The 26,418-nt window shown below is 72.1% G+C and carries 23 protein-coding genes and 2 pseudogenes; 15 read left to right on the top strand and 10 right to left on the bottom strand.

What is annotated here, in order from left to right:
* Positions 1-66: 66 nt before the first annotated feature.
* Positions 67-339, bottom strand: coding sequence for a hypothetical protein (locus OHS59_RS09360; RefSeq protein WP_328492916.1), 273 nt, complete (start codon positions 337-339; stop codon positions 67-69).
* Between the two features lie 526 nt (positions 340-865).
* Between OHS59_RS09360 and OHS59_RS09355 the strand changes: the two genes are divergently transcribed.
* Together OHS59_RS09355 and OHS59_RS09350 are read left to right on the top strand one after the other, a co-directional pair.
* The gene (locus OHS59_RS09355; RefSeq protein WP_328492915.1) at positions 866-1,069 is read left to right on the top strand and encodes a cold-shock protein; all 204 of its coding nucleotides are present in this window, start codon (positions 866-868) and stop codon (positions 1,067-1,069) included.
* A 217-nt stretch (positions 1,070-1,286) separates the two neighbouring features.
* Positions 1,287-2,336: a fatty acid desaturase family protein gene (locus OHS59_RS09350; RefSeq protein ID WP_443061620.1), complete on the top strand. Its 1,050-nt coding sequence runs from the start codon at positions 1,287-1,289 to the stop codon at positions 2,334-2,336.
* Between the two features lie 30 nt (positions 2,337-2,366).
* On the opposite strand, the gene OHS59_RS09345 is transcribed toward OHS59_RS09350, so the two are convergent.
* The 3 genes from OHS59_RS09345 to OHS59_RS09335 all read right to left on the bottom strand — a co-directional run bounded on the left by OHS59_RS09345 (position 2,367) and on the right by OHS59_RS09335 (position 5,224).
* Positions 2,367-3,038 (bottom strand): response regulator transcription factor, encoded by a 672-nt coding sequence (locus OHS59_RS09345; RefSeq protein WP_328492913.1) that lies wholly within the window; start codon positions 3,036-3,038, stop codon positions 2,367-2,369.
* Positions 3,007-4,467 (bottom strand): sensor histidine kinase, encoded by a 1,461-nt coding sequence (locus OHS59_RS09340; protein WP_328492912.1) that lies wholly within the window; start codon positions 4,465-4,467, stop codon positions 3,007-3,009. The genes OHS59_RS09345 and OHS59_RS09340 overlap by 32 nt, the downstream gene beginning before the upstream one ends.
* Positions 4,468-4,645: 178 nt before the next feature.
* Entirely contained in the window at positions 4,646-5,224 is a 579-nt protein-coding gene (locus tag OHS59_RS09335; RefSeq protein WP_328492911.1) for a TetR/AcrR family transcriptional regulator, read from the bottom strand.
* A 361-nt stretch (positions 5,225-5,585) separates the two neighbouring features.
* Here OHS59_RS09335 and OHS59_RS09330 point away from each other — a divergent pair, with 361 nt between their 5' ends.
* Complete coding sequence (locus OHS59_RS09330) at positions 5,586-7,061, top strand: MFS transporter (protein ID WP_328492910.1); 1,476 nt, start codon at positions 5,586-5,588, stop codon at positions 7,059-7,061.
* Positions 7,062-7,204: 143 nt separating this feature from the next.
* Here OHS59_RS09330 and OHS59_RS09325 read toward each other — a convergent pair whose 3' ends face one another.
* Positions 7,205-8,110 (bottom strand): helix-turn-helix domain-containing protein, encoded by a 906-nt coding sequence (locus tag OHS59_RS09325; RefSeq protein WP_328492909.1) that lies wholly within the window; start codon positions 8,108-8,110, stop codon positions 7,205-7,207.
* Positions 8,111-8,340: 230 nt separating this feature from the next.
* On the opposite strand from OHS59_RS09325, the gene OHS59_RS09320 reads away from it, so the two are divergent.
* On the top strand, positions 8,341-9,216 hold the full coding sequence (locus OHS59_RS09320) for an oxidoreductase (protein WP_328492908.1): 876 nt from the start codon (positions 8,341-8,343) through the stop codon (positions 9,214-9,216).
* Positions 9,217-9,401: 185 nt separating this feature from the next.
* Here OHS59_RS09320 and OHS59_RS09315 read toward each other — a convergent pair.
* Positions 9,402-9,685, bottom strand: a pseudogene (locus tag OHS59_RS09315) (Ig-like domain-containing protein); the annotation flags it as partial.
* A 379-nt stretch (positions 9,686-10,064) separates the two neighbouring features.
* Positions 10,065-10,847 (bottom strand): CDP-alcohol phosphatidyltransferase family protein, encoded by a 783-nt coding sequence (locus OHS59_RS09310; protein WP_328492907.1) that lies wholly within the window; start codon positions 10,845-10,847, stop codon positions 10,065-10,067.
* 144 nt (positions 10,848-10,991) lie between these two features.
* Between OHS59_RS09310 and OHS59_RS09305 the strand changes: the two genes are divergently transcribed.
* From OHS59_RS09305 to OHS59_RS09285, 5 genes and pseudogenes are all read left to right on the top strand, one after another.
* Positions 10,992-11,984 (top strand): zinc-dependent alcohol dehydrogenase, encoded by a 993-nt coding sequence (locus OHS59_RS09305; protein ID WP_328492906.1) that lies wholly within the window; start codon positions 10,992-10,994, stop codon positions 11,982-11,984.
* 226 nt (positions 11,985-12,210) lie between these two features.
* Positions 12,211-12,609, top strand: coding sequence for a 6-pyruvoyl trahydropterin synthase family protein (locus OHS59_RS09300; RefSeq protein ID WP_055513514.1), 399 nt, complete (start codon positions 12,211-12,213; stop codon positions 12,607-12,609).
* A 23-nt stretch (positions 12,610-12,632) separates the two neighbouring features.
* A complete protein-coding gene (locus tag OHS59_RS09295) occupies positions 12,633-13,733 on the top strand; it encodes a glycosyltransferase family 4 protein (RefSeq protein WP_328499138.1) in 1,101 nt (366 codons plus the stop codon).
* Positions 13,730-14,719 carry a class I SAM-dependent methyltransferase gene (locus OHS59_RS09290; RefSeq protein WP_328492905.1) on the top strand — a complete coding sequence of 330 codons (990 nt, stop codon included), beginning with the start codon at positions 13,730-13,732 and terminating at the stop codon, positions 14,717-14,719. Before OHS59_RS09295 ends, OHS59_RS09290 begins: the two co-directional genes overlap by 4 nt.
* Positions 14,719-15,717, top strand: a pseudogene (locus OHS59_RS09285) (lysylphosphatidylglycerol synthase transmembrane domain-containing protein); the annotation flags it as partial. The gene OHS59_RS09290 and the pseudogene OHS59_RS09285, both read left to right, overlap by 1 nt.
* A gap of 236 nt (positions 15,718-15,953) precedes the next feature.
* Here the strand turns inward: OHS59_RS09285 and OHS59_RS09280 are convergent.
* Positions 15,954-16,808: a creatininase family protein gene (locus OHS59_RS09280; protein ID WP_328492904.1), complete on the bottom strand. Its 855-nt coding sequence runs from the start codon at positions 16,806-16,808 to the stop codon at positions 15,954-15,956.
* 39 nt (positions 16,809-16,847) lie between these two features.
* Between OHS59_RS09280 and ribA the strand changes: the two genes are divergently transcribed.
* The 4 genes from ribA to OHS59_RS09260 all read left to right on the top strand — a co-directional run bounded on the left by ribA (position 16,848) and on the right by OHS59_RS09260 (position 21,145).
* On the top strand, positions 16,848-17,516 hold the full coding sequence (ribA, locus tag OHS59_RS09275) for a GTP cyclohydrolase II (RefSeq protein ID WP_328492903.1): 669 nt from the start codon (positions 16,848-16,850) through the stop codon (positions 17,514-17,516).
* A 200-nt stretch (positions 17,517-17,716) separates the two neighbouring features.
* A complete protein-coding gene (locus OHS59_RS09270; RefSeq protein WP_328492902.1) occupies positions 17,717-18,871 on the top strand; it encodes an NAD(P)/FAD-dependent oxidoreductase in 1,155 nt (384 codons plus the stop codon).
* Positions 18,868-19,986, top strand: coding sequence for a saccharopine dehydrogenase (locus tag OHS59_RS09265; RefSeq protein WP_328492901.1), 1,119 nt, complete (start codon positions 18,868-18,870; stop codon positions 19,984-19,986). The genes OHS59_RS09270 and OHS59_RS09265 overlap by 4 nt, the downstream gene beginning before the upstream one ends.
* Complete coding sequence (locus OHS59_RS09260; protein WP_328492900.1) at positions 19,979-21,145, top strand: saccharopine dehydrogenase family protein; 1,167 nt, start codon at positions 19,979-19,981, stop codon at positions 21,143-21,145. Before OHS59_RS09265 ends, OHS59_RS09260 begins: the two co-directional genes overlap by 8 nt.
* Positions 21,146-21,160: 15 nt before the next feature.
* Here the strand turns inward: OHS59_RS09260 and OHS59_RS09255 are convergent, their stop codons facing one another.
* The gene (locus tag OHS59_RS09255) at positions 21,161-22,390 is read right to left on the bottom strand and encodes a serine hydrolase domain-containing protein (protein WP_328492899.1); all 1,230 of its coding nucleotides are present in this window, start codon (positions 22,388-22,390) and stop codon (positions 21,161-21,163) included.
* 499 nt (positions 22,391-22,889) lie between these two features.
* Between OHS59_RS09255 and tgmA the strand changes: the two genes are divergently transcribed.
* Together tgmA and tgmB are read left to right on the top strand one after the other, a co-directional pair.
* Entirely contained in the window at positions 22,890-23,081 is a 192-nt protein-coding gene (gene tgmA / locus OHS59_RS09250) for a putative ATP-grasp-modified RiPP (RefSeq protein WP_055514111.1), read from the top strand.
* 16 nt (positions 23,082-23,097) lie between these two features.
* Positions 23,098-24,096, top strand: coding sequence for an ATP-grasp ribosomal peptide maturase (tgmB, locus tag OHS59_RS09245; protein WP_328492898.1), 999 nt, complete (start codon positions 23,098-23,100; stop codon positions 24,094-24,096).
* Positions 24,097-24,360: 264 nt separating this feature from the next.
* Here the strand turns inward: tgmB and OHS59_RS09240 are convergent, their stop codons facing one another.
* The gene (locus OHS59_RS09240) at positions 24,361-26,316 is read right to left on the bottom strand and encodes a phosphatase PAP2 family protein (RefSeq protein WP_328492897.1); all 1,956 of its coding nucleotides are present in this window, start codon (positions 26,314-26,316) and stop codon (positions 24,361-24,363) included.
* Positions 26,317-26,418 lie beyond the last annotated feature (102 nt).

The following is a 26,418-nucleotide window of genomic DNA, read 5'->3' as shown; positions in this document are numbered from 1 at the left end:
TTGTCGTGGTGCGCCGCGTGCGTGTGCGTACCCGCACGCGTGGTGCGGTCTGCGGCGCCGACCCGGTCAGGACGGGGCGCCCCGGTGCCTGCGGACGCGTTCGTCCAGCGGGAGGGGCGTCTCGCCGAGACCGTTGACGGAGCCGCACGCCATGCGCGCGCAGGTGCCGTGGCAGGCGAGGATCTGCCCGCCGTCGTGGTGGGAGACCACCACGGCCTCGGGGTCGGGTGAGTTCCGGTAGTCGGTGCCGCACATGAGGCAGGCCACTCCGGAGAGCATCTCGGCGGTCGGTTCGGGGCGGCCGCGGCGGTGGCCGGAGATCGCGTCCTGTGAGTACATGTGTCCCGCATCCTCTGTGGTCGGGTCGGGCGGTACGCGAGGCTCCCGAAGGCAGGGGGACGCCCGGGGAGCCGGGAGGTCCGCTATCGCCGGACGCGGAGGGGGCTGCGGGAGACGGCGGGACGGTACGAGCCAGAAGGCATCGTGCGGCTCATTTCCGGCCGGAATCGATCTGTGTCGGCCATTGCCGTTCTCCGAGTGCGACGCCGACACGGATGACGGCGTGCGAGGTGCGCCCGGTGGTGCAACCGTACTCCCTCCCCCATTCGGCGCCGACCTGGAGGGAAGGGGCCGAAGCCGTGCTCAGGGCCTTTTCCGGCGCATCGGGAACGTATCCGGCACACCGGACGTTGTAGAGAACGGTTGTAGTTGAAGTTTGCGAACGTGGAAGCGCCCGCGGAGTTCTGACAGCGGGCGCCATGTCGTTTTCGGGGGTTTTCTTCGACGGCCGGCGACCAGCAACCCGGAGTCGCGCGAACGCGCGCTCTCCGCTCAGCTCGTCATCTCGACTCGAAGGAGACATCACATGGCTCTTGGAACTGTGAAGTGGTTCAACGCGGAGAAGGGCTTCGGCTTCATCGCCCCTGACGAGGGCGGCGCCGACATCTTCGTGCACCACTCGGCCATCGACACCGAAGGTTTCCGCTCCCTTGAGGAGAACCAGAAGGTGGAGTTCACGGCCAGCCAGGGTCCCAAGGGAATGCAGGCGGACCAGGTCCGCGCGCTCTGAGAAGCCCTTCCTGAGCTTCTCCCCAAGGCAGGCCCTTTCCGAGGCAGGCCCGTACGCGGGCCTGCCTCGGGGTGTCTCCGGCGCCAGGCCGCCAGGACCAGGCCTACGAGGCCTGGACGCCTGCCCCGCACGGTCGGCCCGTCCGCACCCCGAGAGGAATCACGTGACCACCACCGGCACCATCGACCGGGGCGCCGATCCGGCGGATCCCGCCCGGATGACGAAGCCGCCGCCCGCCCGCCGGGGCAGCGACTACGCGGCGCTCTCCCGCGAGGTGAAGCAGAGCGGGCTGCTCAGGCGGCGCCCGGTCTACTACTCGGTCAAGGTCGGGGCGAACCTGCTCCTGCTGGCCGCCGGCTGGACCGCCTTCGCACTGATAGGCCAGTCGTGGTGGCAGCTGGTGACCGCCGCGTTCCTCGCGGTGATGTTCACCCAGACCGCGTTCATCGGACACGACGCCGGCCACCACCAGATCGCCGCCTCGAAGCGCGTCAACAACGTGCTCGGCCGCGTGCACGCCGACCTGCTGGTCGGCCTCAGCTTCGGCTGGTGGATCAACAAGCACACCCGGCACCACGCCCACCCCAACCACGTCGACCGCGACCCCGACATCGCCGACGGCGCGATCGCCTTCACCGAGGACCAGGCCCGCGTCCGCACCGGCGCCTACGCCTGGCTGGGCCGCCACCAGGCCTGGCTGTTCTTCCCCATGCTGCTGCTCGAAGGGCTCGCCCTGAAGGTCGCCGGGGTACAGGCGACCTTCGACCGCACCACTGGTGCGCGTACCGGGCGTGCGACCAGGCTGACCGAGGCGGCCATGCTGGCGACGCACATCGTGGGCTATCTCGCCGCCCTGTTCCTGGTCCTGAGCCCCCTCCAGGCCGTGGTCTTCCTCCTGGTGCACCAGGGACTGTTCGGGCTCTACATGGGGTGCTCGTTCGCCCCCAACCACAAGGGCATGGCCCTGTTCGGCAAGGACGACAAGGTCGACTTCCTGCGCCGGCAGGTACTGACCTCGCGCAACATTCGCGGCCACCGGCTCACCGACCTGGCGCTCGGCGGACTGAACTACCAGATCGAGCACCACCTGTTCCCGTCCATGCCGAGGCCCAGCCTTCGGCACGCCCAGGAGCTCGTCCGCACGTTCTGCGCGCGGCACGGCATCGCGTACCACGAGACGACCCTCCTCGACTCGTACGCCCAGGTGCTGCGGCATCTCCACAACGTCGGCGGCCCCCTCCGCCTGCGCCCGGAACTGGAGTACTGAGCCCCCCGGCGTCCGCACCCCGGCTGTCCGTCACCGGGGGCTGCGAGGCACCACCAGCCCGCAGTCGTAGGCCAGGATGACGGCCTGGACCCGGTCCCGGAGTCCGTACTTCTCCAGGATGTGCGCGATGTGCGTCTTGACCGTCGTCTCTCCCACGCCCAGTTCCAGGGCGATCTCCGCGTTGGACAGCCCGCGGGTCAGGGCGCGCAGGACATCGAGTTCGCGGCCGGTGAGCGCGTCGAGGCGGGACGGCACGTCCGGGGTCGCGGGCGCGCCGAGATGGGCGAAGCGGTCGAGCAGCCGGTGCGTGACCCGGGGGGAGAGCACGGCGTCCCCGGCGGCCACGGTACGGATGGCGCCGACGAGCGAGTCGGCCGGACCGTCCTTGACGAGGAAGGCGCTGGCCCCCGCGCGCAGGGCGTCCACCACGTGCGCGTCCAGGTCGAAGGTGGTCAGGATGACGACACGGCTCGGCGACCCCGTCTCCGCGATACGGCGGGTGGCCTCGACCCCGTCCATGTTCGGCATGCGGATGTCCATCAGCACGATGTCCGGGCGCAGGGACAGGGCGCTCTCGACGGCGGCGACACCGTCCGCCGCCTCGCCGACGACCGTGATGTCCGGCTCGGCTTCGAGGATGAGCCGGAATCCCGTCCGGATCATGGGCTGGTCATCGACCAGCAGGACGCGGATGGCTTGCATACGGGGAGTGCCCTTCGTACCTGGAATGCCGGGGGTCTTCGTGCCGTGAGTCGTCGTGCCGGGGGTCTGTGTGCTGAGGGTCGTCGTGCCCCGAGATGTCGTAGGAGGAATCGTCCGGTGCCGGTGCCGGTGCCGGTGCCTGCGTCTGCCGTGGTGACTGTGCCGGTGTCGACACCGGCACAGATTCCGGCACCGGCAGCGGGACGACCGCGTGCACGCAGTAGCCGCCGCCCGCACGTGTGCCGGTGTGCAGCGAACCGCCCACGGCGCCGATGCGTTCGCGCATGCCGAGCAGTCCGTGACCGGGGCCGTCGGGCAGGTCGGCCGGGCGCGGCACCGCCCCCTCGCCGGGCCGTGGCCCGTCGTCGCAGAGCCGCACGGTGAGCCGCCGGTGTCTCGGTTCCCAGGAGACGGTCAGCCCGGCACGGGTGCGGCCGGCGTGCTTGAGCGTGTTGGTGAGCGCCTCCTGCACGACGCGGTAGACGGTCAGGTGCGAGCCGGCCGGCAGCTCGGCGGGTGTCCCGGTCGTCGTGAAGTCGACGGTGAGGCCCGCCGCGCGCACCGCGTCCACCAGTGCGGGCAGGGCCTCGATGGTGGGCTGCGGCGGCTCCTTGCTCGGATCGGCGTCGGCCTCGTCGTCCGTGCGCAGCACGTCGAGGAGTCTGCGCAGTTCGGTGACGGTCGCCCGGCCGGTCTCCTCGATGGCGCCGTGCAGCTCGTGGGCCTTGGCGCCGTCGCGGTCCTGGATCCGGTCGGCGGCGATCGTCTGGACGACCATGAGGCTGACGTTGTGCGCGACGATGTCGTGCAGCTCGCGGGCGATCCTGGCCCGCTCCTCCATGACGGCGGCGCGCGCGTTGGCCTCCTGCGCGCGTTCGAGCGCCGCGGCCCTTTCCAGTGCCTGGTCGCGGATGGCGGCGCGCGCCCGGGTCAGCCTGCCGAGCGCCCACGCCGCGACCAGCAGCACGGCCTCCGCCAGCAGGGTGGCCAGGCGGTGCCCGGCGGGGGCGAGGACGGCCTCGGTGACGGCCGCGGCCGGGATGATCACGGCCACCACCACGGTGGCCGTCCTGGGCGCGCCCCGCAGGGCGGTGAGGAGCACGGCCGTGGCCACCCCGATGTAGGACGGCCCGATGGAGGTGCCCTCGGGGCCCGACAGCTGCGGGACGTAGTGCCGCCCCTGGAGCGCGGCCACCGCCGCCACCATCACCAGCAGAACCGGCAGGGGGAACCGCCGGTGGACGGCCAGCGGCAGGGCGGACAGCAGGGCGAGTACGACGAACAGGGCGTCCGCGGCACGCAGCCGGGGCCCGTCGGGCGGCATCGGGGCGAGGACGGCGAACGCCCCGGCGGTGAAGAGCAGGGCCAGACCCGCGTCCGTGACGGCCGGGGGCACGCGCCGTCCCGCGAACGAGTCCATCAAGTCCATGACCCCAACGGTAGACGGGCGGCCGGGGCCGCCCCTCTGGCCTGGGGAGGAACGGTTCCCGGCCACCTCCTCCGTGAAGGCATCCTCCGCAGGGAGGAGGGCCGGCCGGGGTTCCTCCGTGAGCAGGCTGCGGACAGGTGGGGCGGACCGCGGACGGGTCAGTGGGTGGCGGGACCGGTCAGCGGTTGACGCGTACGCCGTCCAGGGCGATGGACATGACCCGGTCGCGCTGGGTGTCGTCGTCGAAGGTCGTCGCGGTGATGCCCGCGACCATGCGCAGCAGGTCGACGAAGGTCATGTCCGTACGTGCCTCACCGGCCCGCTGGGCCCGCTCGAACAGCGGAGTGCCGGCCGCGTACATCGAGTCGCGGCAGGCGGCGAAGATCTGCGACTCGTCGTTCAGGGCCTCGCGCACGGCCCGCTTGGTGACCATGTAGCCGGCGAACCGGTCCAGCCACGTCGTCAGCGCCTCCCACGGTTCGAGCCCGGAGACCTCCTCGGCGACCTGGCACAGGGCGTCGACCTCGTCCGCGTAGAGGCTCTCGAAGAGGTGTCTGCGGGTGGGGAAGTTCCGGTACAGCGTGCCGATGCCGACGCCCGCGCGACGGGCGATGTCCTCCAGGGAGGCCTCGGCGCCCTGCTCCGCGAAGGCGTCGCGGGCCGCGGTGAGCAGGGCGTCGTAGTTGCGCGCCGCGTCCTTCCGGTGCGGCCGCCGGGACGCGACGATCTCGCTGACGGGGAATGACTGGGCGGTCACTGCTGCCTCCCGGGGCGGAGCGGGTTGAAGCGGAGGTATGCCTCCGCTACAGTGGAGGGGTACCTCCACTTTAGCAGTGCGGGGTGCGTCCACCGGGGACACGTGCGGCCGCACGCGCCGAAGGCGGACGCCACCCCGTCTCCGTCCGGGCCCGGCGCCGAGCGCACCGCCCGGCCCCCCGTCACCTCCTGTCACTCCCTGATACCTTCCGCGACCTTCCCCTGCTCCCCGCCGCCGCTCGGCCGCGCTCGAACAGGGCCCCGTCCCACGATCACCGCCGTGTCCTGTGCTGCCCCGGCATGCGCAGAACCCGTACGACCGCGGTCCGGGCCTCGGCCGCACCAGTTCGGAGAGGCTTTCCATGCCCCGCAAGTCCACCCGCCTCACCTTCGCGGTCCTCGCGACCGGTGCGGGCGTCTTCTCCATGCTCCAGTCGCTGATCGCGCCGGCCCTGCCGACCGTCCAGCACGAACTGCACACCTCGCAGTCGACCGCGACCTGGGTGATGACGGCGTATCTGCTGTCCGCCTCGGTCTTCACGCCGATCCTCGGCCGGGTCGGCGACCTGATCGGCAAGAAGCGCACCCTCGTCGCGGTTCTCGTGACCGTGATGATCGGCTGTCTGATCGCCGCGCTCGCCCCGACCATCGGCGTACTGATCGTCGCCCGGGTCGTCCAGGGCATAGGCGGGGCCCTGTTCCCGCTGTCCTTCGGCATCATCCGGGACGAGTTCGCCCCGGCCCGGGTGAGCCCCAGCATCAGCAACCTGTCCGCCGTGATCGCCGCGGGCGGCGGTGTCGGCATGGTCGCGGCCGGTCCCATCGTGACCGCGCTCGACTACCGGTGGCTGTTCTGGCTGCCTGTCGCAGTCGTGGCGGTGACCGCCCTCATCGCCCTCCGGTACGTCCCCGAGTCGCCCAGGCGTGCCGAGGGCCGGGTGAACTGGCTCGGCGCGGTCCTGCTGTCGGCATGGCTGGTCGCCCTGCTGCTGCCGCTCAGCCAGGCGACCCGGTGGGGCTGGGGCTCGGCCCGGGTGATCGCCCTGTTCGCCGCCGCGGTCGTCCTCTTCGTCCTGTGGCTGCTCTCCGAGGCGCGCTCCCGCTCGCCGCTGATCGACCTGAAGGTCATGCGGCTGCCTGCCGTGTGGACCACCAACACCGCCGCGCTGCTGTTCGGCGCGGGCATGTACTCGATCTGGTCCTTCCTGCCCGCCTTCGTCCAGACGCCCAGCTCCGCCGGGTACGGGTTCGGCGCGAGCGTCACCGCGTCCGGGCTGCTCATGCTGCCGATGCTGGTCGCCATGTTCTTCTCGGGCATCCTGAGCGGCCGGCTGGAACCGGTGGTGGGCGCCAAGAAGCTGCTCACGACGGGTGCCGCGCTCGGCGCGGTCGCCTGTGGATTCCTCGCCCTGTGGCACGACGAGCAGTGGCAGGTGGCCTTCGTGTCAGGCGTGTTCGGCCTGGGTATCGGCCTCGCGTTCGCCTCGATGGCCAACCTGATCGTGGGCAGCGTCCCGGCCGAGCAGACCGGGGCCGCGACCGGTATGAACGCCAACATCCGCACCATCGGCGGGTCCATCGGGGCCGCGGTGACCAGCGTCCTGGTGACCGGCCACCTGCAGTCCTCGGGTCTGCCCGAGGCCTCCGGCTACACCCACGGATTCACCCTGCTCGCCCTGCTCTGCCTGGCCGCGGCGCTGGCCGCGCTGCTCGTCCCGGTCCAGCACGTGCGCCGTATGTCCGGCGTTCCCCGCGCCTCGGGCGACCAGGACCCGGTGGGCGCGGACCAGGAGACCGTCGCCCCCGTCGCCCCCGTCACTCCCGGTGTACGCGGCTGACGTGATCGCGGACCGGCAGCCGCCCGGGCCCTCACGGGGGCCGGGCGGCGGCCGGTGCCCTGTTTCCGGTTCCGGGGTGGTGGCCGACCACGTTCGGGTTCGGATGGCGGCCGACCACGTCTCCGATGCCGGGGCGCCGGGCGTCACTGGTCCTCGACGGTCTGGCGGTGCTCCGAGCCGGTCGGGTCCCGGTCCTCGCCGGACGCCGTCAAGGACCCCAGGATGGCGAGCAGTTCGGCGTCCCGGCTGCCCGGTGCGGCCTGGAAGACCTTGAGGACCAGGCCGTCCGATCCGACGATGCCCAGCTTGCTGGCGTGCAGCTCGAAGTCGCCGACCTTGGGGTGCCGCAGCCGCAGGAGACGTGACTGCTTGGGCTGTACGTCGTGCCGGCCCCACAGCTGCCGGAACCGTTCACTGCGTACGGACAGCTCGCCCACGAGCTCCACCAGACGGGGATCGTCGACGTCGGGCCCGACGTTGGCGCGCAGGGCGGCGACCCCCGCCTCCGTCAGCTCGTCCCAGTCCCGCCGCAGCTTCTGCTCGGTCTCGTCGAGGAGGACGGCCCGCATGATGTTGCTGCCGGGGGCGTGGTTCGGGGACAGGGCCATGGCCAGCGCGTTGGCGGCCAGCACGTCGGTGAACTTGTTCTCGACGTAGGCGGGGTTGTTCGACCATCCGTCCAACAGCTGAAGGATGTCGGGCGGTACGGGCTGGGGCTTTTGCGCGGCCCGTCCGCGACCCGTGCCGGAGCCCGCCTTACGGGCCTGGGAGAGCCGGGGCTGGGCCAGGCCGATCAGATGGGCCGTGGCGTCGGCGTCCAGATTCAGGACGTCGGCCAGGGCTTCGAGGACCTGGAGCGAGGGGTTGCGGTCGCGGCCCTGCTCCAGGCGCAGGTAGTAGTCGGCGCTGATGCCGGAGAGCATCGCGACCTCCTCGCGGCGCAGACCGGGGACGCGCCGCAGGCCGCCGCCGCGGATTCCGGCGTCCTGGGGCCGCACCAGTGCCCGGCGGGCGCGCAGGAACTCTCCGAGGACGTTCGTGCCGTTCATCCCTCCACCGTAGTTCCGTCCCGGCTCCGGTGACTGTCCCTGTCACTACCAGGAACAACGGGGTACTGCCTTGCGCGCCCGGCCCGGCGCAGAGTCGAAGAAGAACGAAGCCTTCCGGGCTTGTCAGGCTTTCCGGTCCTTCCGGAAGAAGCATCAGAAACACGCATCAGAAACACGCATCGGAAACACGCATCGGAAACACGCATCAGAAACACAGCGAGAGGCACACCATGACGGACGTGACCGGCACTGTCTCCGGCGACACCCTCACCCCGGCCGACGATCTGACCCTCACACGCATGGGGTACGGAGCCATGCAGCTGGCGGGCCCCAACGCGTTCGGGCCGCCCAAGGACCGGGACGAGGCGGTCGCGGTGCTGCGGGAGGCCGTCGAGCGGGGCATCACGCACATCGACACCAGCGACTTCTACGGACCGTTCGTCGTCAACGAGATCATCAAGGAGGCCCTGCACCCCTACCCCGACGACCTGCGCATCGTCACCAAGGTCGGCGCCCGCCGGGGCGACGACGGCGCCTGGATCTTCGCCCGGGAGCCCGAGGACCTCAAGGCCCAGGTCCGGGAGAACCTCCAGCACCTCGGCGTGGAGGCGCTCGACGTGGTGAACCTGCGGGTCGGTTCCGCCGAGGGCACGGACGAGGAGCCGCTGAGCGAGCAGTTCGGCGCGCTGGCGGAGCTGCGGGAGCAGGGCCTGATCCGCCATCTCGGAGTCAGCTCCGTCTCGGCCGCCCAGCTGACCGAGGCGCAGGCCATCGCGCCCGTCGTCACCGTGCAGAACCTCTACAACCTCGCCAACCGCCAGGACGACGCCCTCGTCGAGCGGTGCGCGGCGGAGGGGATCGCCTTCGCGCCGTTCTTCCCGCTCGGCGGCTTCACTCCGCTGCAGTCGGAGATCCTGACCGACGTCGCCGCCCGGCTGGGTGCCTCGCCCCAGCAGGTGGCTCTGGCCTGGCTGCTGCAGCGCTCGGCGACGATCGTCCTCATCCCCGGCACGTCCTCGCGGGCGCACCTGCGCGAGAACATCGCGGCGGCGGATCTCGTCCTGCCGGACGAGGAGATCGCCCGGCTGGACAAGATCGCCGCCTGATTCCCACCGCACCCGCCGCTGCTCGACGCCCTCACGGGCTGTGGCCTGCGGCGGTACCGGCCGTCACCGTTCGAGGGACCGGTTCCTCCGGTCCCACGGGCCGTGTTCGGCCCGGATCCGGGCCCGTCGAACCAGTGGCCCACGACGGTCTGTCCGCTGTCGGTACCGACCTCGACGGCCGACTCGACGGCCTTCCTGTCGGTGATCGACTTGTCGAAGGTGATCGAGAGCGGCATCCCCACCCCTGCGGTGGAGCCGTTCCGCGGAGTGTGGTGACGGTGAACCGGTCGGCCTCGGCGAGGGTCCTGAACGTCACGCGCCCGGTCGTGCGGTGGCCGCCGCCATCGGTGGCCACGGCGGTCAGCCGGTAGGCCGTCCCGTGCTTCAGGTCACCCGAGGGAGCCCGGCTCCTCCTGTCCGGGGACCGTTCGCCCGCCACCGCCCTGCCGTTCGCGGTGGACAGGGACACTTCGGCGATCGTGCCCCCTTCGACCGAGACGCGGCCACCGACGGTGACCGGGACGTGCTCCTGCCCGTCGGCGGCGTGCAGATCCAGCCGGGGCCCCGCCGCCCCGCACCGGGGTCTTCGCCGGCTCACCGGCGGGGTCGTTCGCGTCCGACGCCCCGCTGCCGCAGCCGGCCGGCAGGCAGACCGAGGCGGAGAGCAGCGCCAGGGCGGACCGGGCCGGGCCCGTGTGATGTATGGATTCTCCGCTGTGCACGGGGCCGGCGCGGAGAACGGATGTCAGGAAGTCGTGAGGGTGTGGAAAGAACCGCACGAGGCCCGAGCACCGGGCCGACGACGCCTCAGCACACCCCGGCCAGGCCCACCGCGGGACCGTCCGGCCCTACGGCGCGCCCACGGTCGCCGTCTCGCGGAGGCGGTCCGGCCCGGCCAGTACGATCTCGCGCCCGGCGGAGCCGCGCGTGCGCCACAGCCAGCCGATGTCCCGGCCGAACGACCAGGTCAGCAGGGCCAGCGCCAGGGCGACCACCCCGAACGTCAGGGCGTACGGGAGGATTCCCGAGCCCGCGAGGAGCAGCAGGACTCCCTGGAGGGCCGCCACCGTCTTGCGGGCGGTGCTCGGCGGGAGCGCGTTGTTCAGCCAGGGCAGGAACTTGGCGGCCGCCACGAAGGCGTAGCGCATACCGCCGATGAGGAGGGCCCACGGGCCCACCGACGCGGCGACGTACACGCTGAGCACCAGGATGAGGAACGCGTCGACCTCCATGTCGAAGCGCGCCCCCAGTGCCGTGGAGGAACCGGTGCGGCGGGCGACCTTCCCGTCGACCGCGTCGAGGATCAGGGCGACCGCGGTGAGCGCGACCAGGACCGTGACCGGCGGCGGGCTCTGGAAGGAGTCGGCGACCAGGGCGGTCACCCCGCCGACGAGGGTCGCCCGGCCCAGCGTCACGCGGTTGGCGGCCCCGAAGGAGCGGGGCCGCGACCGGTGCAGGGCGCGTGAGAGCACCGCCCAGGTCGCGAGTCCGAACGCCAGCCCGGTGAGCCAGCCCGCGGGGCCCAGGCCGATCGCCGTGCCGAGCACGGTCAACAGCAGTAGCTGTACGCCCGCTCCCACGGCCGTCTCCTGCTGCAAGAGCCTCGCGTCATACGTGTTGTTCAGGGCCACCGCACATCCTCCGGCCAGGTGACAGAGTCGATCATTGCCGCGTACCTTGTGCGCGGCTTCGCAAAGGTCGGTACGTGGCTCGTCGCCCGATCGTTCAGCCCGTTCCCTCAGCCGATTCACATGAATTACTCAGGAGGATGCCGAATGGACCGCTCCGCCCGCGCCTTCTGGCTCCGCTCGCCCGGCCGTGGCGAACTCCGGGACACCCACCTGCCCGAACCCGCCGAGGGCGAGGTTCTGGTGCGCACACTCTTCTCAGGGGTGAGCCGTGGAACGGAGACGCTCGTCTTCCGCGGCGGGGTCCCGGAGAGCCAGTACGCCGCCATGCGGGCCCCGTTCCAGGAGGGCGACTTCCCCGGGCCCGTCAAGTACGGCTACCTGAACGTCGGAACCGTCGAGGAGGGGCCCGCCGAACTCGTCGGCCGGACCGTCTTCTGCCTCTACCCGCACCAGAGCCGGTACGTCGTCCCCGCGAGCGCCGTCACCCCCGTGCCCGAGAACGTGCCCGCCTCGCGCGCCGTGCTCGCCGGCACCGTGGAGACCGCCGTCAACGCCCTCTGGGACGCGGCCCCCCTGATCGGCGACCGGATCTCCGTGGTCGGCGCGGGCATGGTCGGCGCGAGCGTCGCCGCGCTCCTGGCCCGGTATCCCGCCGCCCGCGTCCAACTGGTCGACGCCAACCCGGCGCGCGCCGAACTCGCCCGCGCGCTGGGCATCGGGTTCGCGCTTCCCGAGGACGCGGCGGGCGACCGCGACCTCGTGGTCCACGCGAGCGCCACCGAGGCCGGGCTCTCCCGCGCGCTCGAACTCCTCGCCCCGGAGGGCACCGTCCTCGAACTGAGCTGGTACGGCGACCGGAAGGTCACCCTGCCGCTCGGCGAGGCGTTCCACTCGCGCCGCCTCACCATCCGCAGCAGCCAGGTCGGGTCCGTCTCACCGGCCAGGAGTTCGCGCCGCACGTACGCCGACCGGCTCGCGCTCTCCCTCGAACTCCTCGCGGATCCCGCCTTCGACGCCCTCATCACGGGTGAATGCGCCTTCGAGGACCTGCCCGAGGCGATGGCCGGGCTCAGCACGGGCGAGACGACGGCGATGTGCCACCTCGTGCGGTACGACGTCGACTCGGTCCGGGACTGACAGAAAGCTCCGCCTGCACGTCGCAAGTGGTCCCGTCCGCACACCGAGTAGTCAAAATCCAACGCCGGTAATCAAGTTCGCACCACGCGTCCCTGTGACAACCCTGTCTGGGCGAACGTGTCCGAAACTCCGACCCGAACCCTCTGAACACGGAGAACGGACCGGCCGTACTACACGGCACGCCCCGGCAGAGGGGTCAGACGCACCGCACCTGGAGGGTCGTCCGTTGTTCAGCATCACCGTCCGCGATCACCTGATGATCGCCCACAGCTTCCGCGGAGAGGTCTTCGGACCCGCGCAGCGACTGCACGGAGCGACGTTCCTCGTGGACGCCACGTTCCGCCGCGCCGAGCTGGACGACGACAACATCGTCGTCGACATCGGACTGGCCACCAGGGAACTCGGGGAGGTGGTGGCCGAGATGAACTACCGGAACCTCGACAACGAGCCGGTGTTCGCCGACACCAACACCTCGACGGAGTTCCTGGCGAAGGTCGTCGCCGACCGCCTCGCCGAGCGAGTGGAGAAGGGGGCGCTGGGCGAAGGAGCCCGCGGTCTGGCCGGCATCACGGTCACCCTGCACGAGTCGCACATCGCCTGGGCGAGTTACGAGCGTGCCCTGTGAACCCGTACGCCGACATCATCCCCATGTCCCTGCGCGCCATGCACTTCGTGATGCCCGGCGGAGTGAACGACTCCACCATGCCGAGCGGCGGCAACGTCTACGACGCCCGCGTCAGCCTCGATCTGCCCGGCTTCGGCTGGCAGGTGCACAAGCACGCGATCGACGGAAGCTGGCCCCGGCCCGCGGCCGAGGCCCGTGACGAACTGGCCCGCACCCTCGCGGAGCTGGCCGACGGCACCGTCGTACTGCTCGACGGGATAGTCGCCTGCGCGGTCCCCGAGATCATCATCCCGGAGGCCGAACGGCTGCGGCTGGTCGTCCTCGTGCACCTCCCGCTCGGCGACGAGACCGGGCTCACGCCCGAGGTGGCCGCGGACCTGGACGCCCGGGAACGCCACACCCTGCGTGCCGTGCCGGCCGTCGTGGCCACCAGCGAGTGGGCGGCCCGCAGGCTCGTCGCCCACCACGGACTCGCGCCCGACCGCGTCCATGTGGCCACCCCCGGCGCCGACATCGCGCCCCTGGCCCCCGGCACCGACGGCGTCTCCAGACTGCTGTGCGTCGCCTCGGTCACCCCGCGCAAGGGGCAGCACCGGCTCATCGAGGCCCTCGCCACCGTCACCGACCTGCCCTGGACCTGCGTCCTCGTCGGCGGCCTCGACCACGACCCCGAGTACGTGGAGCAGCTGCGGGCCCTGATCGGCCGGCACGGCCTCGGCGACCGGCTGGAGCTCGCCGGGCCCCGGTCCGGTGCCGCACTCGACGCGAGCTACGCCTCGGCCGACCTGATGGTCCTCACCTCGTACGCCGAGACGTACGGCATGGCCGTCACCGAGGCGCTGGCCCGCGGAATTCCCGTGCTGGCCACGGACGTCGGCGGTCTCCCCGAGGCGGTCGGGCGCGCGCCCGACGGCGGGGTCCCCGGTCTGCTCGTCCCGCCGGAGAACCCCGCGGCCCTCGCCGCGGAACTGCGCGGCTGGTTCGGCGAGGCCGACGTACGCCGGCGCCTCAAGGCCGCCGCGCGCGCCCGCCGGGCATCCCTCGGCGGCTGGGCCACCACGGCCCGGAGTCTGTCGGGTGTCATGGGGCGACTGAAGAGCGAGGCAAGGAGGGGGGCGGCATGAGCGGCATCAGTACGAGCACCAGCGTGGGCGCGGCGCCGACGGAGGGCGCGGGCGCGGCGGACGAGGGGGCGGCTGCCGGTTTCGGGGCGGGGGAGCCCGGACGGGACACAGGAACGATTCGGCTCGGTGACCGCACCCGCGGTGAGGCCACCGACGACACCACCCGCTACGCCCCCGAGTGGCTGCAGCTGCGGGAGAGCGTCGATGCCTCGGCCAGGTCGTCCGAGCTGCTCGATCCGCTGCGGATCCGGCTCGCCAACCTGCCGCGGCGGGCCAACGGGTTCGTCATCCACGACCTCGGCTGCGGCACCGGCTCCATGGGGCGCTGGCTCGCGCCCCGGCTCGACGGGCCCCAGCACTGGGTGCTGCACGACCGCGACCCGTATCTGCTGCACTTCGCCGCCGTCGGCTCGCCCCGTTCGGCCGCCGACGGCAGCCGGGTGACGGTGGAGACACAGCGCGGCGACGTCGGCCGGCTGACCGCCGACGCCCTGGCCGGGGCCTCACTGGTGACGGCCTCCGCACTCCTCGACGTCCTCAACGCCGACGAGATCGAGGCACTGGCCGCCGCCTGTGCCGGAGCCGGCTGCCCAGCCCTCCTCACCCTCTCGGTGGTGGGACGGGTCGAGCTGACCCCGGCCCACCCGCTGGACGCCGAGATCGCCGACGCGTTCAACGACCACCAGCGGCGCGGCGACCTGCTCGGCCCGGAGGCGATCAGCACGGCCTGCGACGCCTTCTCCCGGCACGGCGCGACGGTACGGGTGCACCCCAGCGCCTGGCACCTCGGCCCGGACGAGTCCGCGCTGACGGCGGAGTGGCTGCGCGGCTGGGTCGGCGCGGCCGTCGAGCAGCGCCCCGAACTGGCCGAGCGGGCAGAGACGTATCTTCGTGAGCGTCTCGCGGCCTGCGCGGCGGGAGAGCTGACCGCGGTGGTCCACCACAGCGACCTGCTCGCGCTGGCCCGTCCGGCCGGGGGAGTCTGATGGGCGCGGGAGCCGTGGCGCAGGAGGAGCGGTCACTGGCCGTCCTGGACGAGGAGTTGTCGGCGGCGGTCCGCGCCGGCGACGCGGACGGGACGACGGAGCGGTCCCACACCCAAGCGGGCCCCGGTGAGCCCGAGCGCCCGAGCGGCGGCGGGGCGAGCCGTGTCCGCGCCCGTTCCGGCGCCCGGCTCCTGCGCACCCACTTCGGCACGATCGCCGGTGTCGTCATCCTCACGGTGCTGACCTGGCGCCTGGGCACCGGCGTCTTCCTGGACGGCCTGCACCGCATCGACGCGCTCACGCTCCTCGCGGCGCTCGGCATCGGCCTGCTCACCACGGTGTTCAGCGCCTGGCGCTGGTGCGTCGTCGCCCGGGGCATGCGCCTCGAACTGCCGCTCGGCGCGGCCGTCGCGGACTACTACCGCGCGCTGTTCCTCAACGCGGCACTGCCGGGCGGCGTCCTCGGCGACGTGCACCGGGCGGTGCGGCACGGTCAGAGCGCCGGCGACGTCGGCCGCGGAGTGCGCGCGGTCGTCCTCGAACGGGTCGCGGGCCAGGCCGTCCTGGCCGCGGTCGGTGCGGCCGTGCTGCTCACCCAGCCCTCGCCCGTCCTGTCGGAGACCCGGCATCTCGTGGCGCTGCTGGCCGTCGTCTCGGTGTGCGGAGCCGTCACGGTGGGCGCCGTCCGCGGCAGGGGCCGGGCGCCGCGCACCTCCCGTCGCTACCGTGCCGTGCGGTCCGCGCTCACCGAGGCTCGCGGGGCACTGCTGGCGCGCGGGAGCTGGCCGGGCGTGGTGATCTCGTCCGTACTGGTCCTCGCCGGGCACGTCCTGATGTTCCTGCTCGCGGCCCGGGTGGCCGGATCGACGGCGTCCGCCGCCGAGTTGGTGCCCCTCGCGCTGCTGGCCCTGATCGCCATGGGGCTGCCGCTGAACGTCGGCGGCTGGGGGCCCCGGGAGGGCGTCACCGCCTGGGCGTTCGGCGCCGCGGGCCTGGGCGCGTCCCAGGGCCTGACCGTGGCCGTCGTCTACGGCGTGCTCAGCTTCGCAGCGAGCCTGCCAGGTGTCGCCGTACTGCTGGCGCGCTGGTACGTGGGACTGCGCGGCCCGCGGGAGAGCGGCGCGGCGGCCGGGACGGGCCCGGACGCGCAGCCGCGGTCACCGGGGAAGCGGACGGCGGGGGAGCGGTCACCGGGAGAGCGGCTCCCGGCCCGCGCCGAGGGGAACGGGGACGCTCAGTGCGGATCAACGACCGGCGGTACGCGCGATGCGTCGACGTTGCTGGAGCCGCTGGAGCCGCTGGAGTCGTTGGGGTTGTCGGGGCCGTCGGGGTCGGATGTCAGCAGGGAGAAGTACGCTCCGAAGGAGTCGGCGAGCGAGGCCAGCAGTTCCTTCCCCTTCTCCGCGGACGCCCTCGAAGGGCGCCCGATGACACCGGACTTGGTATAGGCCGACATGCCGAGGGAGAGCAGATGCCGGCGGTCGTCGGCGACGAAGTCGGAGGTCTCGTAACCGGGCTTGAGGTATTCCGGATCGGTGTGCAGCAGAATGGAGGTCTCGATTTCCCCCGCATGCATATCAGTGAGCAGCGAGGTCTCCACCCCGGCCGCCTCCCGTGCCGCTTCCCAGTCCTCGACCGCCGGGAACAGAGCCATATTCGCACCGGCCGCGGAGGATTCCTGAACGACGTTGCCCAACACGTAATTGCCGCCGTGCCCATTGATCACCACGAGTGTGTCCACGCCCGACCGGCGCAGCGAATCGGCTATGTCCCGCACCACCGCATGGAGTGTCACGGAGGAAATGCTCACCGTTCCCGGCCAGGCCGCGTGTTCGTGGGAGCAGGAAATCGTCACCGGAGGAAGGAGATGAACGGGGAATGCGGCAGCGACCTCCCGGGCGATCGCACACGCGACGAGCGTGTCGGTCGACAGCGGAAGAAACCGACCGTGCTGCTCGAAGCTGCCCACGGGGAGCACGGCGACCTGCCGGGCGACACCGGCGCCCCGTGTCCGTACGTCCTCCGTGGTGTCCGTGGGCAATGGCCCTGACGCCGTGAGCCGTATCTCCGAACCGCCCGAATTGACCATGTTCTCGCGACCTTTCGTCTCTGCTTAGGAACCAGAATCATGACAGAAATAGATGGCGTACTCGCCGGGGAATCCCAGTCCTCAGGTGTCGAGCGGGTCGTAAGTTCCCCGCTGCCCACTGTGTACGGCGATTTCCAGGCCGTCGGCTACCTGGACCGTACTCGCGGAGACGAACAAGTGGCCCTGGTCCACGGTGACATCCGGAGTGCCCGCGGTGAGGGAATACTCACCCGGCTGCACTCCGAGTGCCTGACCGGTGACGCGTTCGGGTCCCGGCACTGCGAGTGCGGTCCCCAACTCACCACCGCGTTGCGGGAGATAGCGGCGGAGGGCCGTGGTGTCCTGATCTACCTCCGGGGGCACGAGGGCCGTGGCATCGGTCTGCTGGCCAAGCTGAAGGCGATGAAGCTTCAGGCGGAGGGCCTCGACACGGTCGAGGCGAACCTCGCGCTCGGACTGCCCGTGGACGCCCGTGACTACGGCGTGGGCGCGGACATCCTGCACGACCTCGGGGTCCGTTCGGTGCGGCTGATGTCCAACAACCCGCGCAAGCGGGAGGCGTTGGTCCGCAACGGCATCAGGGTCGACGCGCAGGTGCCGCTGCTGATCCCGCCCTGCGACGACAACATCACCTATCTGCGCACCAAGCGCGAGCGCCTGGACCACGACCTGCCGCACCTGGATGCCGTGGTGGGACACCGCGTCTGAGCGGTCCGCTCCCGCGTCCGGCCTGCCCCGCCCGTAGCCGCCCCGCGCGCCGCCGACCTCCCGCGCGGCGCGCGGCGGCCGGGAGATCACGCGGACACGGTCGCCCGGACGCGGTCGCCCGGACGCGCCGCACGTGGTGACAGCGGTGCGGAAAGGGGGAAGGGAAGAGGGATGACCGAAGACCTCAGGACCTCCCGCCCATGACCGCCGTGCCCGGGCACGCGGAAGTCGTCGTCATCGGCGGCGGGGTGATGGGCACGAGCGTCGCCCACCACCTGGCGCGGGCGGGAGTGCCCGACGTGGTGCTGGTCGAGCGGGACGAGCTGGCCTCCGGGTCCACCTCACGCGCCGCGGGAGGCGTACGCGCCCAGTTCTCCGACGAGCTCAACATCCAGCTCGGCGCGCGGAGCCTGGAGGCGTTCGCCCGCTTCGAGGAGGAGACGGGCCACGACATCGGACTGCACCGTGTCGGCTACCTCTTCCTGCTGTCGACGCCCGAGGACGTCGAGGCGTTCGAGGCCGGGGTCCGGCTGCAGAACGGCCTCGGCGTACCCAGCCGTATGACCGACCCGGCCGAGGCGCGCCGCCTTTCGCCGCTGATCACCACCGACGGACTGCTGGCCGCCGCCTTCTCCCCGGACGACGGCCACTGCACCCCCGAAGCCGTGGTGCACGGATACGCGGCCGCCGCCCGCCGCCACGGCGCGACGATCGTCCGGCACTGCGAGGTCACCGGCATCGAGACACGCGGCGACGACATCACGGCCGTCGTCACCCGCCTGGGCCGGATCGCCACCTCCACCGTCGTCTGCGCGGCCGGTGCCTGGTCGCGGGCCGTCGGCGCGATGGCCGGCGTGGACCTGCCGGTGGAGCCGCTGCGCCGCCAGATCGCCGTCACCGAAGCGGTCCCGGACCTCCCGCCGGGGCTCCCCATGACCATCGACTTCAGCAGCAGCCTGTACTTCCACACCGAGGGCCCCGGCCTCCTCGTCGGTATGTCGGACCCCGAGGAGACGCCCGGCTTCGCCACCGAGACGCACGACCGCTGGATCCCCCGCCTCTACGAGGCCATGGAGCACCGCGCCCCCTCACTGCTGGACCTGCGCAGAACGGGCGGCTGGGCGGGCCTGTACGAGATCACCCCGGATCACAACGCCCTGATCGGCGAGGCCCCTCGGATCTCCCGCTTCCTGTACGCGACCGGGTTCTCCGGACACGGCTTCCTCCAGGGTCCTGCCGTCGGAGAGGTCGTCCGTGACCTGTATCTGGGGCAAGATCCTTTCGTCGACATCACCCCGCTGCGTGCCGAACGGTTCGCCGCCGACGCCCCGAGACCGGAGGTCAACCTCGTATGACCGAGCCGCACCTGTGGCTGCGCCACGAGACCCGTACGACCGAGCGGCGCACCCCGGTCGTGCCGTCCGACGCCCGGCGGCTCGTCGAGGCCGGCGTGACCCTCACCGTCGAGGAGTCCCCGCAGCGGATCTTCCCCTCCGAGGCGTACGAGGCGGTGGGCTGCCGAGTCGTCGAGGCGGGCTCCTGGACGGACGCTCCGACGGACGCGGTGATCGTGGGCCTCAAGGAACTGCCCGACGGGCCGGACGGACCGGGGGAGTTGCGGCACCGGCACATCTTCTTCGGCCACGCGTACAAGGCACAGCCGGGCGCCGGGGCGCTGCTGCGCCGATTCGTCGCGGGCGGCGGGACACTGTTCGACCTGGAGTACCTGGTGGACGCCGACGGGCGCAGGCTCGCCGCCTTCGGCTACTGGGCGGGCTACGTGGGCGCCGCCCTCGCCGTCCTGCACCACCGGGGCAGGCTGACGGCGCCCCTGCGGCCGACGTCGAAGGAGGAACTGGACGGCGGCCTCCACCCGGCCCCCGGCGACGAGCGGTTCACCTCGCTGGTGATCGGAGCGCTGGGCCGCTCCGGACGCGGCGCCCGGGCAGCGCTCGCCGAAGCCGGACTCGAACCCGCCGGCTGGGACCTGGCCGAGACCCGCGCCCTGGACCGGCCGGCCCTGCTGGCGCACGAGTTGATGGTCAACACGGTCCTGACCACCGGACCGTCCACCCCCTTCCTCACCGACAAGGACCTGGACGAGCCGGACCGCCGGCTGCGCACGGTGTGCGACGTGACCTGCGACGTCGGCTCCCCGTACAACGTCCTGCCGGTCTACGACACGGTCACCGACTGGGCCGACCCCGTACGGCGCCTCCATGAACGGCCCGCCCTCGATCTCATCGCCATCGACAACCTGCCGTCCCTGCTGCCCGAGGAGGCGAGTACGGACTTCTCGGCGGCGCTGACACCACAGCTCCTGGAGTTCGGGGTGGGCGGGGCGTGGGTCCGCTGCCTGGACCGTTTCACCGAGGCGTGCCGTGCTCTGAACCCGACGGATGCCTCGACGGACGCCCCGACGGATGCCCCGGCGGGTGGTCCCACGGACGGGGAGTCGGACGATGCCTGAGAGGACCGCGCCCGCGACTGCCCTCGTACCGCCCTCCGGGACCGTCCACTGGATCGGCGCGGGCCTGTCCACCGGCAGCGGACTCGCCGCGCTCTGCGAAGCGGCCGACCGCGTACGCCTGTGGCACCGCACCGAGGAGCGGGCCGGAGGGAGCCTGGCGGCGCTGGGGCTCACCGGCCGAGCCGAACCGCGCGCGTACACTTTTCCGGCCCTCACCGCCGAGCTGGCCCCCGGAGACGTGGTGGTCTCCATGCTGCCGGCGCCCGAGCACGCGGGACTGCTCGCCGCCTGTGTGGACGGCCGCGCCCATTTCGCCTGCTCCAGCTATGTCTCCGAGGCCGTGCTCGACCAGGTTCCGGTGGCCGTGGCGGCCGGGGTCGTGGTCCTCACGGAGTCGGGCCTGGACCCGGGCATCGACCACCTCTTCGCGCACAGCCTGCTGGCCCGCGCCCGTGCGGAGATCGGCGCGGACACCGAGGCCGAGGTGAGCCTCACCTCGTACTGCGGAGGCGTCCCCGCCGTCCCGAACGACTTCAGGTACCGCTTCAGCTGGGCTCCGGCGGGGGTTCTCGGCGCCCTTCGCTCGCCCGCCCGTTACATCGAGGCCGGAGCGGAGACGACGGCCCCGCGCCCCTGGGAGGTCACCCGGCCCCAGGTGGTGGACGGTGAGTCCTTCGAGGTCTACCCGAACCGCGACAGCGTCCCGTTCGTCGGGCAGTACGGGGTGCCGCCCGCCTGGAAGCCCCGGACGTTCGTCCGCGGCACCCTGCGCCTCGACGGCTGGCTCGACGCCTGGCAGCCGGTCTTCGAGGAACTCCGCCGGGGCGACGACCGCCGGATCGCCGAACTGGCCCGGGAGTTGGCGGCCCGCTACCCCACCACGGACACCGACCGGGACCGGGTGGTCCTTGCGGTGACTCTCGACGTACGGGCCGACGGGGGACGCACCTGGTCGGGACGCTACCTCCTGGACATGGAGGGGGACGCGGAGGAGAGCGCGATGGCGCGGTGCGTCTCCAGGACGCTCGCGGTCGGTGTACGACGGATCCTCGCCGGAGACCTCCCGCCCGGCCTCAGCCGAGCGGCCGAGACAGCGGAGCGCTCGGAGGAGTGGCTGGCGGAACTGGCCCGGGAGGGGGTCGACTTCCGGAGGGAGTAGACGACCGCGTCCGGCTCAGCCCCCGAGCGCCTCGTGCACGAAGCCCTTCAGTTCGTCGAAGGACATCATTCCCGCGGGGCGCACCTGGGTCATGAACTGCACGGTCAGGTCGTTGCGGGGGTCGACCCAGAAGGTCGTGCCGCCCGCGCCGCTCCAGCCGTAGGACCCCTCGCTCTCCGGGGACGGCGTGCGGGTCGCGTCCACCACGACCGAGACGCCGAGGCCGAAGCCGAGGCCCGCGTTGCCGGGCTGCCCGTGGATGGGCCTGGTGCCGAAGGTGTGGAGGTCGGCGGGGAGATGGTTGGTGGCCATGGTGTCCACGGCCCCCGAGGACAGCAGCCGGACGCCGTCGAGTTCACCGCGCCGGCGCAGGAACTCCATGAAGCGGTGGTAGTCGCCCGCCGTCCCCACCAGGCCGCCGGTGCCGGAGAGCAGCCGCGGGCGCTCGTGCAGCGGCGGGCCCGGGGCCGGGATGATCCTGCCGTCCTTGTCCTCCGGGTCCTCCTGGTAGAGGACGGCCAGCAGGTCCGCCCGCTCTCCGGAGACCCGGAAGCCGGTGTCCGTCATGCCCAGCGGCGCGAAGACCCGCTCGGCGAGGAACGCGTCCAGCGGGCGTCCCGTCACCACCTCGATGAGCCGGCCGACCACGTTGGTCGCAATCGAGTAGTTCCACTCGGTCCCCGGTTCGAACTGCAGGGGCAGACGCGCGTACACCGCGCAGGCCTCGGCGAGATCCGCGCCCTCCGGCGCCTGGATGTCGGCCCCGGCGGCCCGGTAGAGGGCGTCCACGGGATGGGTGCGGTACGCGCCGATGGTCAGGCCCGCGGTGTGGGTCAGCAGGTGCCGGACCAGGACGGGCCCGTCGGCCGGGCGGGTCCTGATGTCGTCGCCCGTGCCGCTCTCGTAGACCTGCGGGTCGGCGAAGTCCGGCAGATGGCGGGAGACGGGATCGTCCAGGCCGAGCAGGCCCTCCTCGTGGAGCATCAGCGCGGCGACGGACACCACCGGCTTGGTCATCGAGTAGAGCCGCCACACCGTGTCCGAGGTGACCGCGGTGCCGGCCTCCGGGTCGCGCAGACCGTACGACGTGAGATGCGCGACACGGCCGTGACGAGCCACCGAAACGAGGTATCCGGGAAGTAGGCCGTCGTCCACGCGGCGGGCGAAGAACCGGTCGAGCCGGTCCAGGGCCACCGGGTCCAGACCGACCTCCGCCGGAACCACTTCTTGCTGCAACTGGTCCATGTCTGCCTCCGGTTGACGGTCTGAAAGGGGCGGAAAAGGGACTTCGGCAGTGGGCGGCGATGGCGCGTGGAGATCGGGAAGCGCTACGAGAGTAGCTGTGAGGGAGGTCTCCTCCGAATGAATTTCTCGGCCGTGGCCGGACCTGTACGAAGCCCCGTGGGCTGTCGCACCCAAGCACCACGGGTCCCTGAGGACCTCACCGGCGCGCGGGGCGCGCGACCGGCGAACGTGTGCGCCAGTGCGCTGAACTGCGGCTCCATGTCGGATCCGTAACTCTCGGGCCCGCGTCTCCAGAGGTGAATGGCTGCCCTGTGCACGGAGGAACGACGCGGCCGGCTCACGTCACGGTCCGTACCCGTCCGATGACTACGCAGCGTGAGGCAACCATTCTCCAGTTCGATTCGTATATCTCCGTGGAAGCCCTGTGGGCCCGCCGGGTAACGTGACGCCGGAGCGTCACGATCCGCTTGGCCGGGTCCGCACCGAGCAAGGAGAACTGATGCGACCGTTCGCGCTCAACTATGCCCGTCCGGCCCAGCAGTTGGAGGTCAGCGTTCCGTACGCCTATGACTCCAGACTGCAATTGAACGTGCTTCCGGACGGGCGGCTTGCCGCACATGACTACGCCGTGTTGCGGGAGTTGGGGTCCACGACCTCCACCGCCGGCTCGAAGACCCACTTCGACGACTGATTTCGGACCCCCGACGATGACGGTTCTGATCCTGACGTGCGAACAGGATGTGACCGCGGACATGGTGGTGGCGGAGCTCGACAGGGACGCGGTCCCGGTCGTCCGCCTCGATCCCGCGGACCTTCCCGGCCCGGTGGCCCTGTCGGGCGAGTACGTGCGCGGCGCCTTTCGCGGGCATCTGTCCGCCGGCGGCCGGCTGGTGAGCATGGGCGGCCTGCGGTCCGTCTGGGTCCGCAGGCCCGGCGCGCCCGCGAGCAACGCCGCCGAGCCCTCCGACTGGCTGACCGAGGAGTCCGCGCAGGCGCTCTACGGCATGCTGCGCTCCACCGACGCGCGCTGGATGAACCACCCCGACGCGGCCCGCCGGGCCCGCCACAAGCCCTGGCAGCTGTCCCTGGCCCAGCGCTGCGGTCTGCCCGTACCCGCCACTCTGATCACCACGTTCCCGCAGGCCGCCCGCGACTTCGCGGACCGCTTCCCGGATCTGGTGGTCAAGCCCGTGTCGGGCGCGCACCCGCAGGAACCGCCCAGGGCGGTGCCCACCAGCCGGGTCGCACCCGACACCGACTTCGCGGCCGTCGCCTTCGGCCCGACCCTGCTCCAGCGGCGGGTGGTCAAGCGGGCCGACATCAGGCTGACCTGTGTCGGCGACCGGATGTTCGCCGCGCGCAAGACGGTCGCGCCGGACGCCGACCCCGACGAGGTGGACGTCCGGTTCGCCGCCTCCGACGCCCTGTGGCAGGCGGTGGACACGCCGTCGTCCGTCGCCGCCGGGGTGCGCAGCTACCTCCGGGAGGCCGGACTGGCCTTCGGGGCCTTCGACTTCGCCGAGGACGCCGAGGGGATGTGGTGGTTCCTGGAGTGCAACCAGTCGGGGCAGTTCGGGTTCATACAGATCGAATCGGATCAGCCCATCGCCGCCGCGGTCGCCGGCTGGCTGGCCGCGCCCATCGCTCCCAGTGCGCCCGGGGTGCTGCCCAACGGGGGCCGGACGTGGGCCATGGAGGGTCACTGAGGCGGCCTCTGGGAGCCATGACATTGCTTCGCGGGGAGTTTTTCGGCTGCGGGCCGGTGGGGGCCGTTCGCGCAGTTTCCCGCGCCCCTCAAAAGCAGGGGCTACCGCCCCCGAAGACGAAAGGCCGGGGCACAGCCCGCCTTTCAGCGGCGCGGAGGGCCGGGGCGCAGCCCCGCCCTTCAGGGGCGCGGGGAACTGCGCGGCCAGCCCCCACCGGGCCCGCAGCCGAAACACACCCACCCCGCGGAGCGTTTCGCGGAGCTGTCAGGTGAGGCGGACGGACAACCCCCGTGCGGTGAAGACGGCCTCGGCGCGGAACCCGTCCACCGCGATCCCGGCGAACCGCCCCCGCAAGGACCGCGCCCCGATCACCGGAAGGACCGTGCCCCTCCGCGGACGGTACGACCCGTCGAGGTGTACGACGAGCCGCCCGGCCCGGTCGAGCAGCACGCGGCGATCCACCGTGAGCGCAGGCTCCCCGTCGCCCGCGAGCGTCACCTCCAGCGTCGTACCGGCCTCCTGGGTGTACGAGCCCCGCACCCGAAGAGGCGAAGTCACGCGCAGGGAACCGCCCTTGACGCGTACGTCACCACGGCCGAGCGCGTCGGCCGAGGCGGTCGCGAGGACGCCCCGCTCCACCGTGGTGCCACCGGCGTACGAGTTGCCGCCGGCCAGGCCCAACGTGCCGCTGCCGCGCTTGACGAGCGCGCCCCGGCCGCCGATGTCGTTGCGCCAGGTGTCGGCGGCGCCGAAGCCCCCGGCTGCGGCGTCCAGCGTGACGTGCACGTCGGCGTCGAAGGCCCCGTACCCGTCGGCGGCGGCGAAGAGGTCCAGCCGCCCCCACTTCTCGAAGCCGTCCAGCAGGACGTACCCGGCGGGCAGCGCGGTCGTCCGCAGCACCTCGCGCCGCTGGGCCGCGGAGAGGTAGGGCAGTCGCGTCTCCAGCAGGACCTCGGCGCCCTTCGGCACACTCATGCGGTCGTGCGCGTGCCGCTTGGGCAGCACGTATGTCAACCGGGGCCCGACCGCTGCCCTGTTGGCGGCGCGGTCCGCGTACGGGTCCGTGTCCGGGCCCGCCGCATGCGCGTAGTCGTAGAGGGTGTCGGCGGTGGTGCCGGTCCGCTCCTGGAAGTACGCGGCGGCCTGGGCCCGGGCCGCCGCCTTCAGACCGGCGTTCGCCGGATCGGCGAGCGCCGCCGCCGCGAGGGCCGTCGACAGGACACGGCCGCCCACCACGTCGACGGTGGAGTGCATGCCCGACACGATGCGGGTGTGGGCGAGTTCGGAGGCGCGGGCCACCAACTCCTGGAACCGCTCGGGGACCGCGTACGCCAGGGACAGCGCCGCGAGGTAGAAGGCGTTCGTGTGGCCGCTGGTGAAGCCCCCGTCGTCGGCCGGGTCGGTGCCGCGCTGCCGCAGCAGTTGCGGGACCACCACGACGTCGGACTCGTAGACGGGGAAGCCCAGTTCGTCGGTCCGCCCCGTGCCGACGATCTCGCTGTCCTCGTTCATGCGCCACGGGCGCGGGTACTGGTAGGCGAGTTTGGACGGGTTGCTCGACGCGAACGGGCCGCGCACGGTGTCCACCAGCTCGGCGACCTTGCCGAGGTCCGAGGTGTGCGAACCGGCGCCCAGCGCGGAGCCCGCGGGAGCGTCGGCCGGGATTGTGTCGTTGATCCGGCCCGCCGGTACGCCGTCCGGCGCCGAGGTGATGCCGGTGACGGCCTTGGCCCCGCTCCGGTACAGGTCGGCGAGCGGGCCCAGGCCCGCGATCACCGCGTAACTCTGGTGCTGGCGGTCCTGGACGAAGGCGGTCCGGGCCTCGGCGTCGGTGCGGCGCCGGGTGACGCGGGCGCAGTACCGCATGTTGGCGCGCAGGACCTCGGGCATCAGCGGGGTGCCGGTGTCCCAGCTCGCGCCCGTCTTCCAGACGCGCGCGAAGCCGTCGAGGATGTGCACGGCCGCGTTGGTCTCGGAGGTGAGGTTGCCGAGGACGTTGGTGGCGTACGCGTCCACGAAGGCGGCGGCCGTGTTCGTGCCGGCCGACGCCGTGGATGCCGAGGCCGACGCCGACGCCGAGGCCGACGCCGACGCCGACGCCGACGCGGTGGCGGGCCAGGCCATGCCCGCGGGAGCCGCGATCAGTCCGGCCGAAAGACCCACGGAGTTCCGCAGGAACACGCGCCGGTCGATAGGGGGACGGGGGTGCGCACCGGGCATGGAGGTGCCTCTCCTTCTGGTCCTGCTGGAGTCGTGACGGAACGGATCAACGGGCGGGACGAACGGGTGGGACGAACGGACGGGACGAACTCGGCCGTACCG

This window comes from Streptomyces sp. NBC_00414 (genome assembly GCF_036038375.1).
GTDB lineage: Bacteria > Actinomycetota > Actinomycetes > Streptomycetales > Streptomycetaceae > Streptomyces.
Note: the sequence above shows the minus strand (reverse complement) of the source record. Positions and strands in the feature narration are given on the sequence as shown.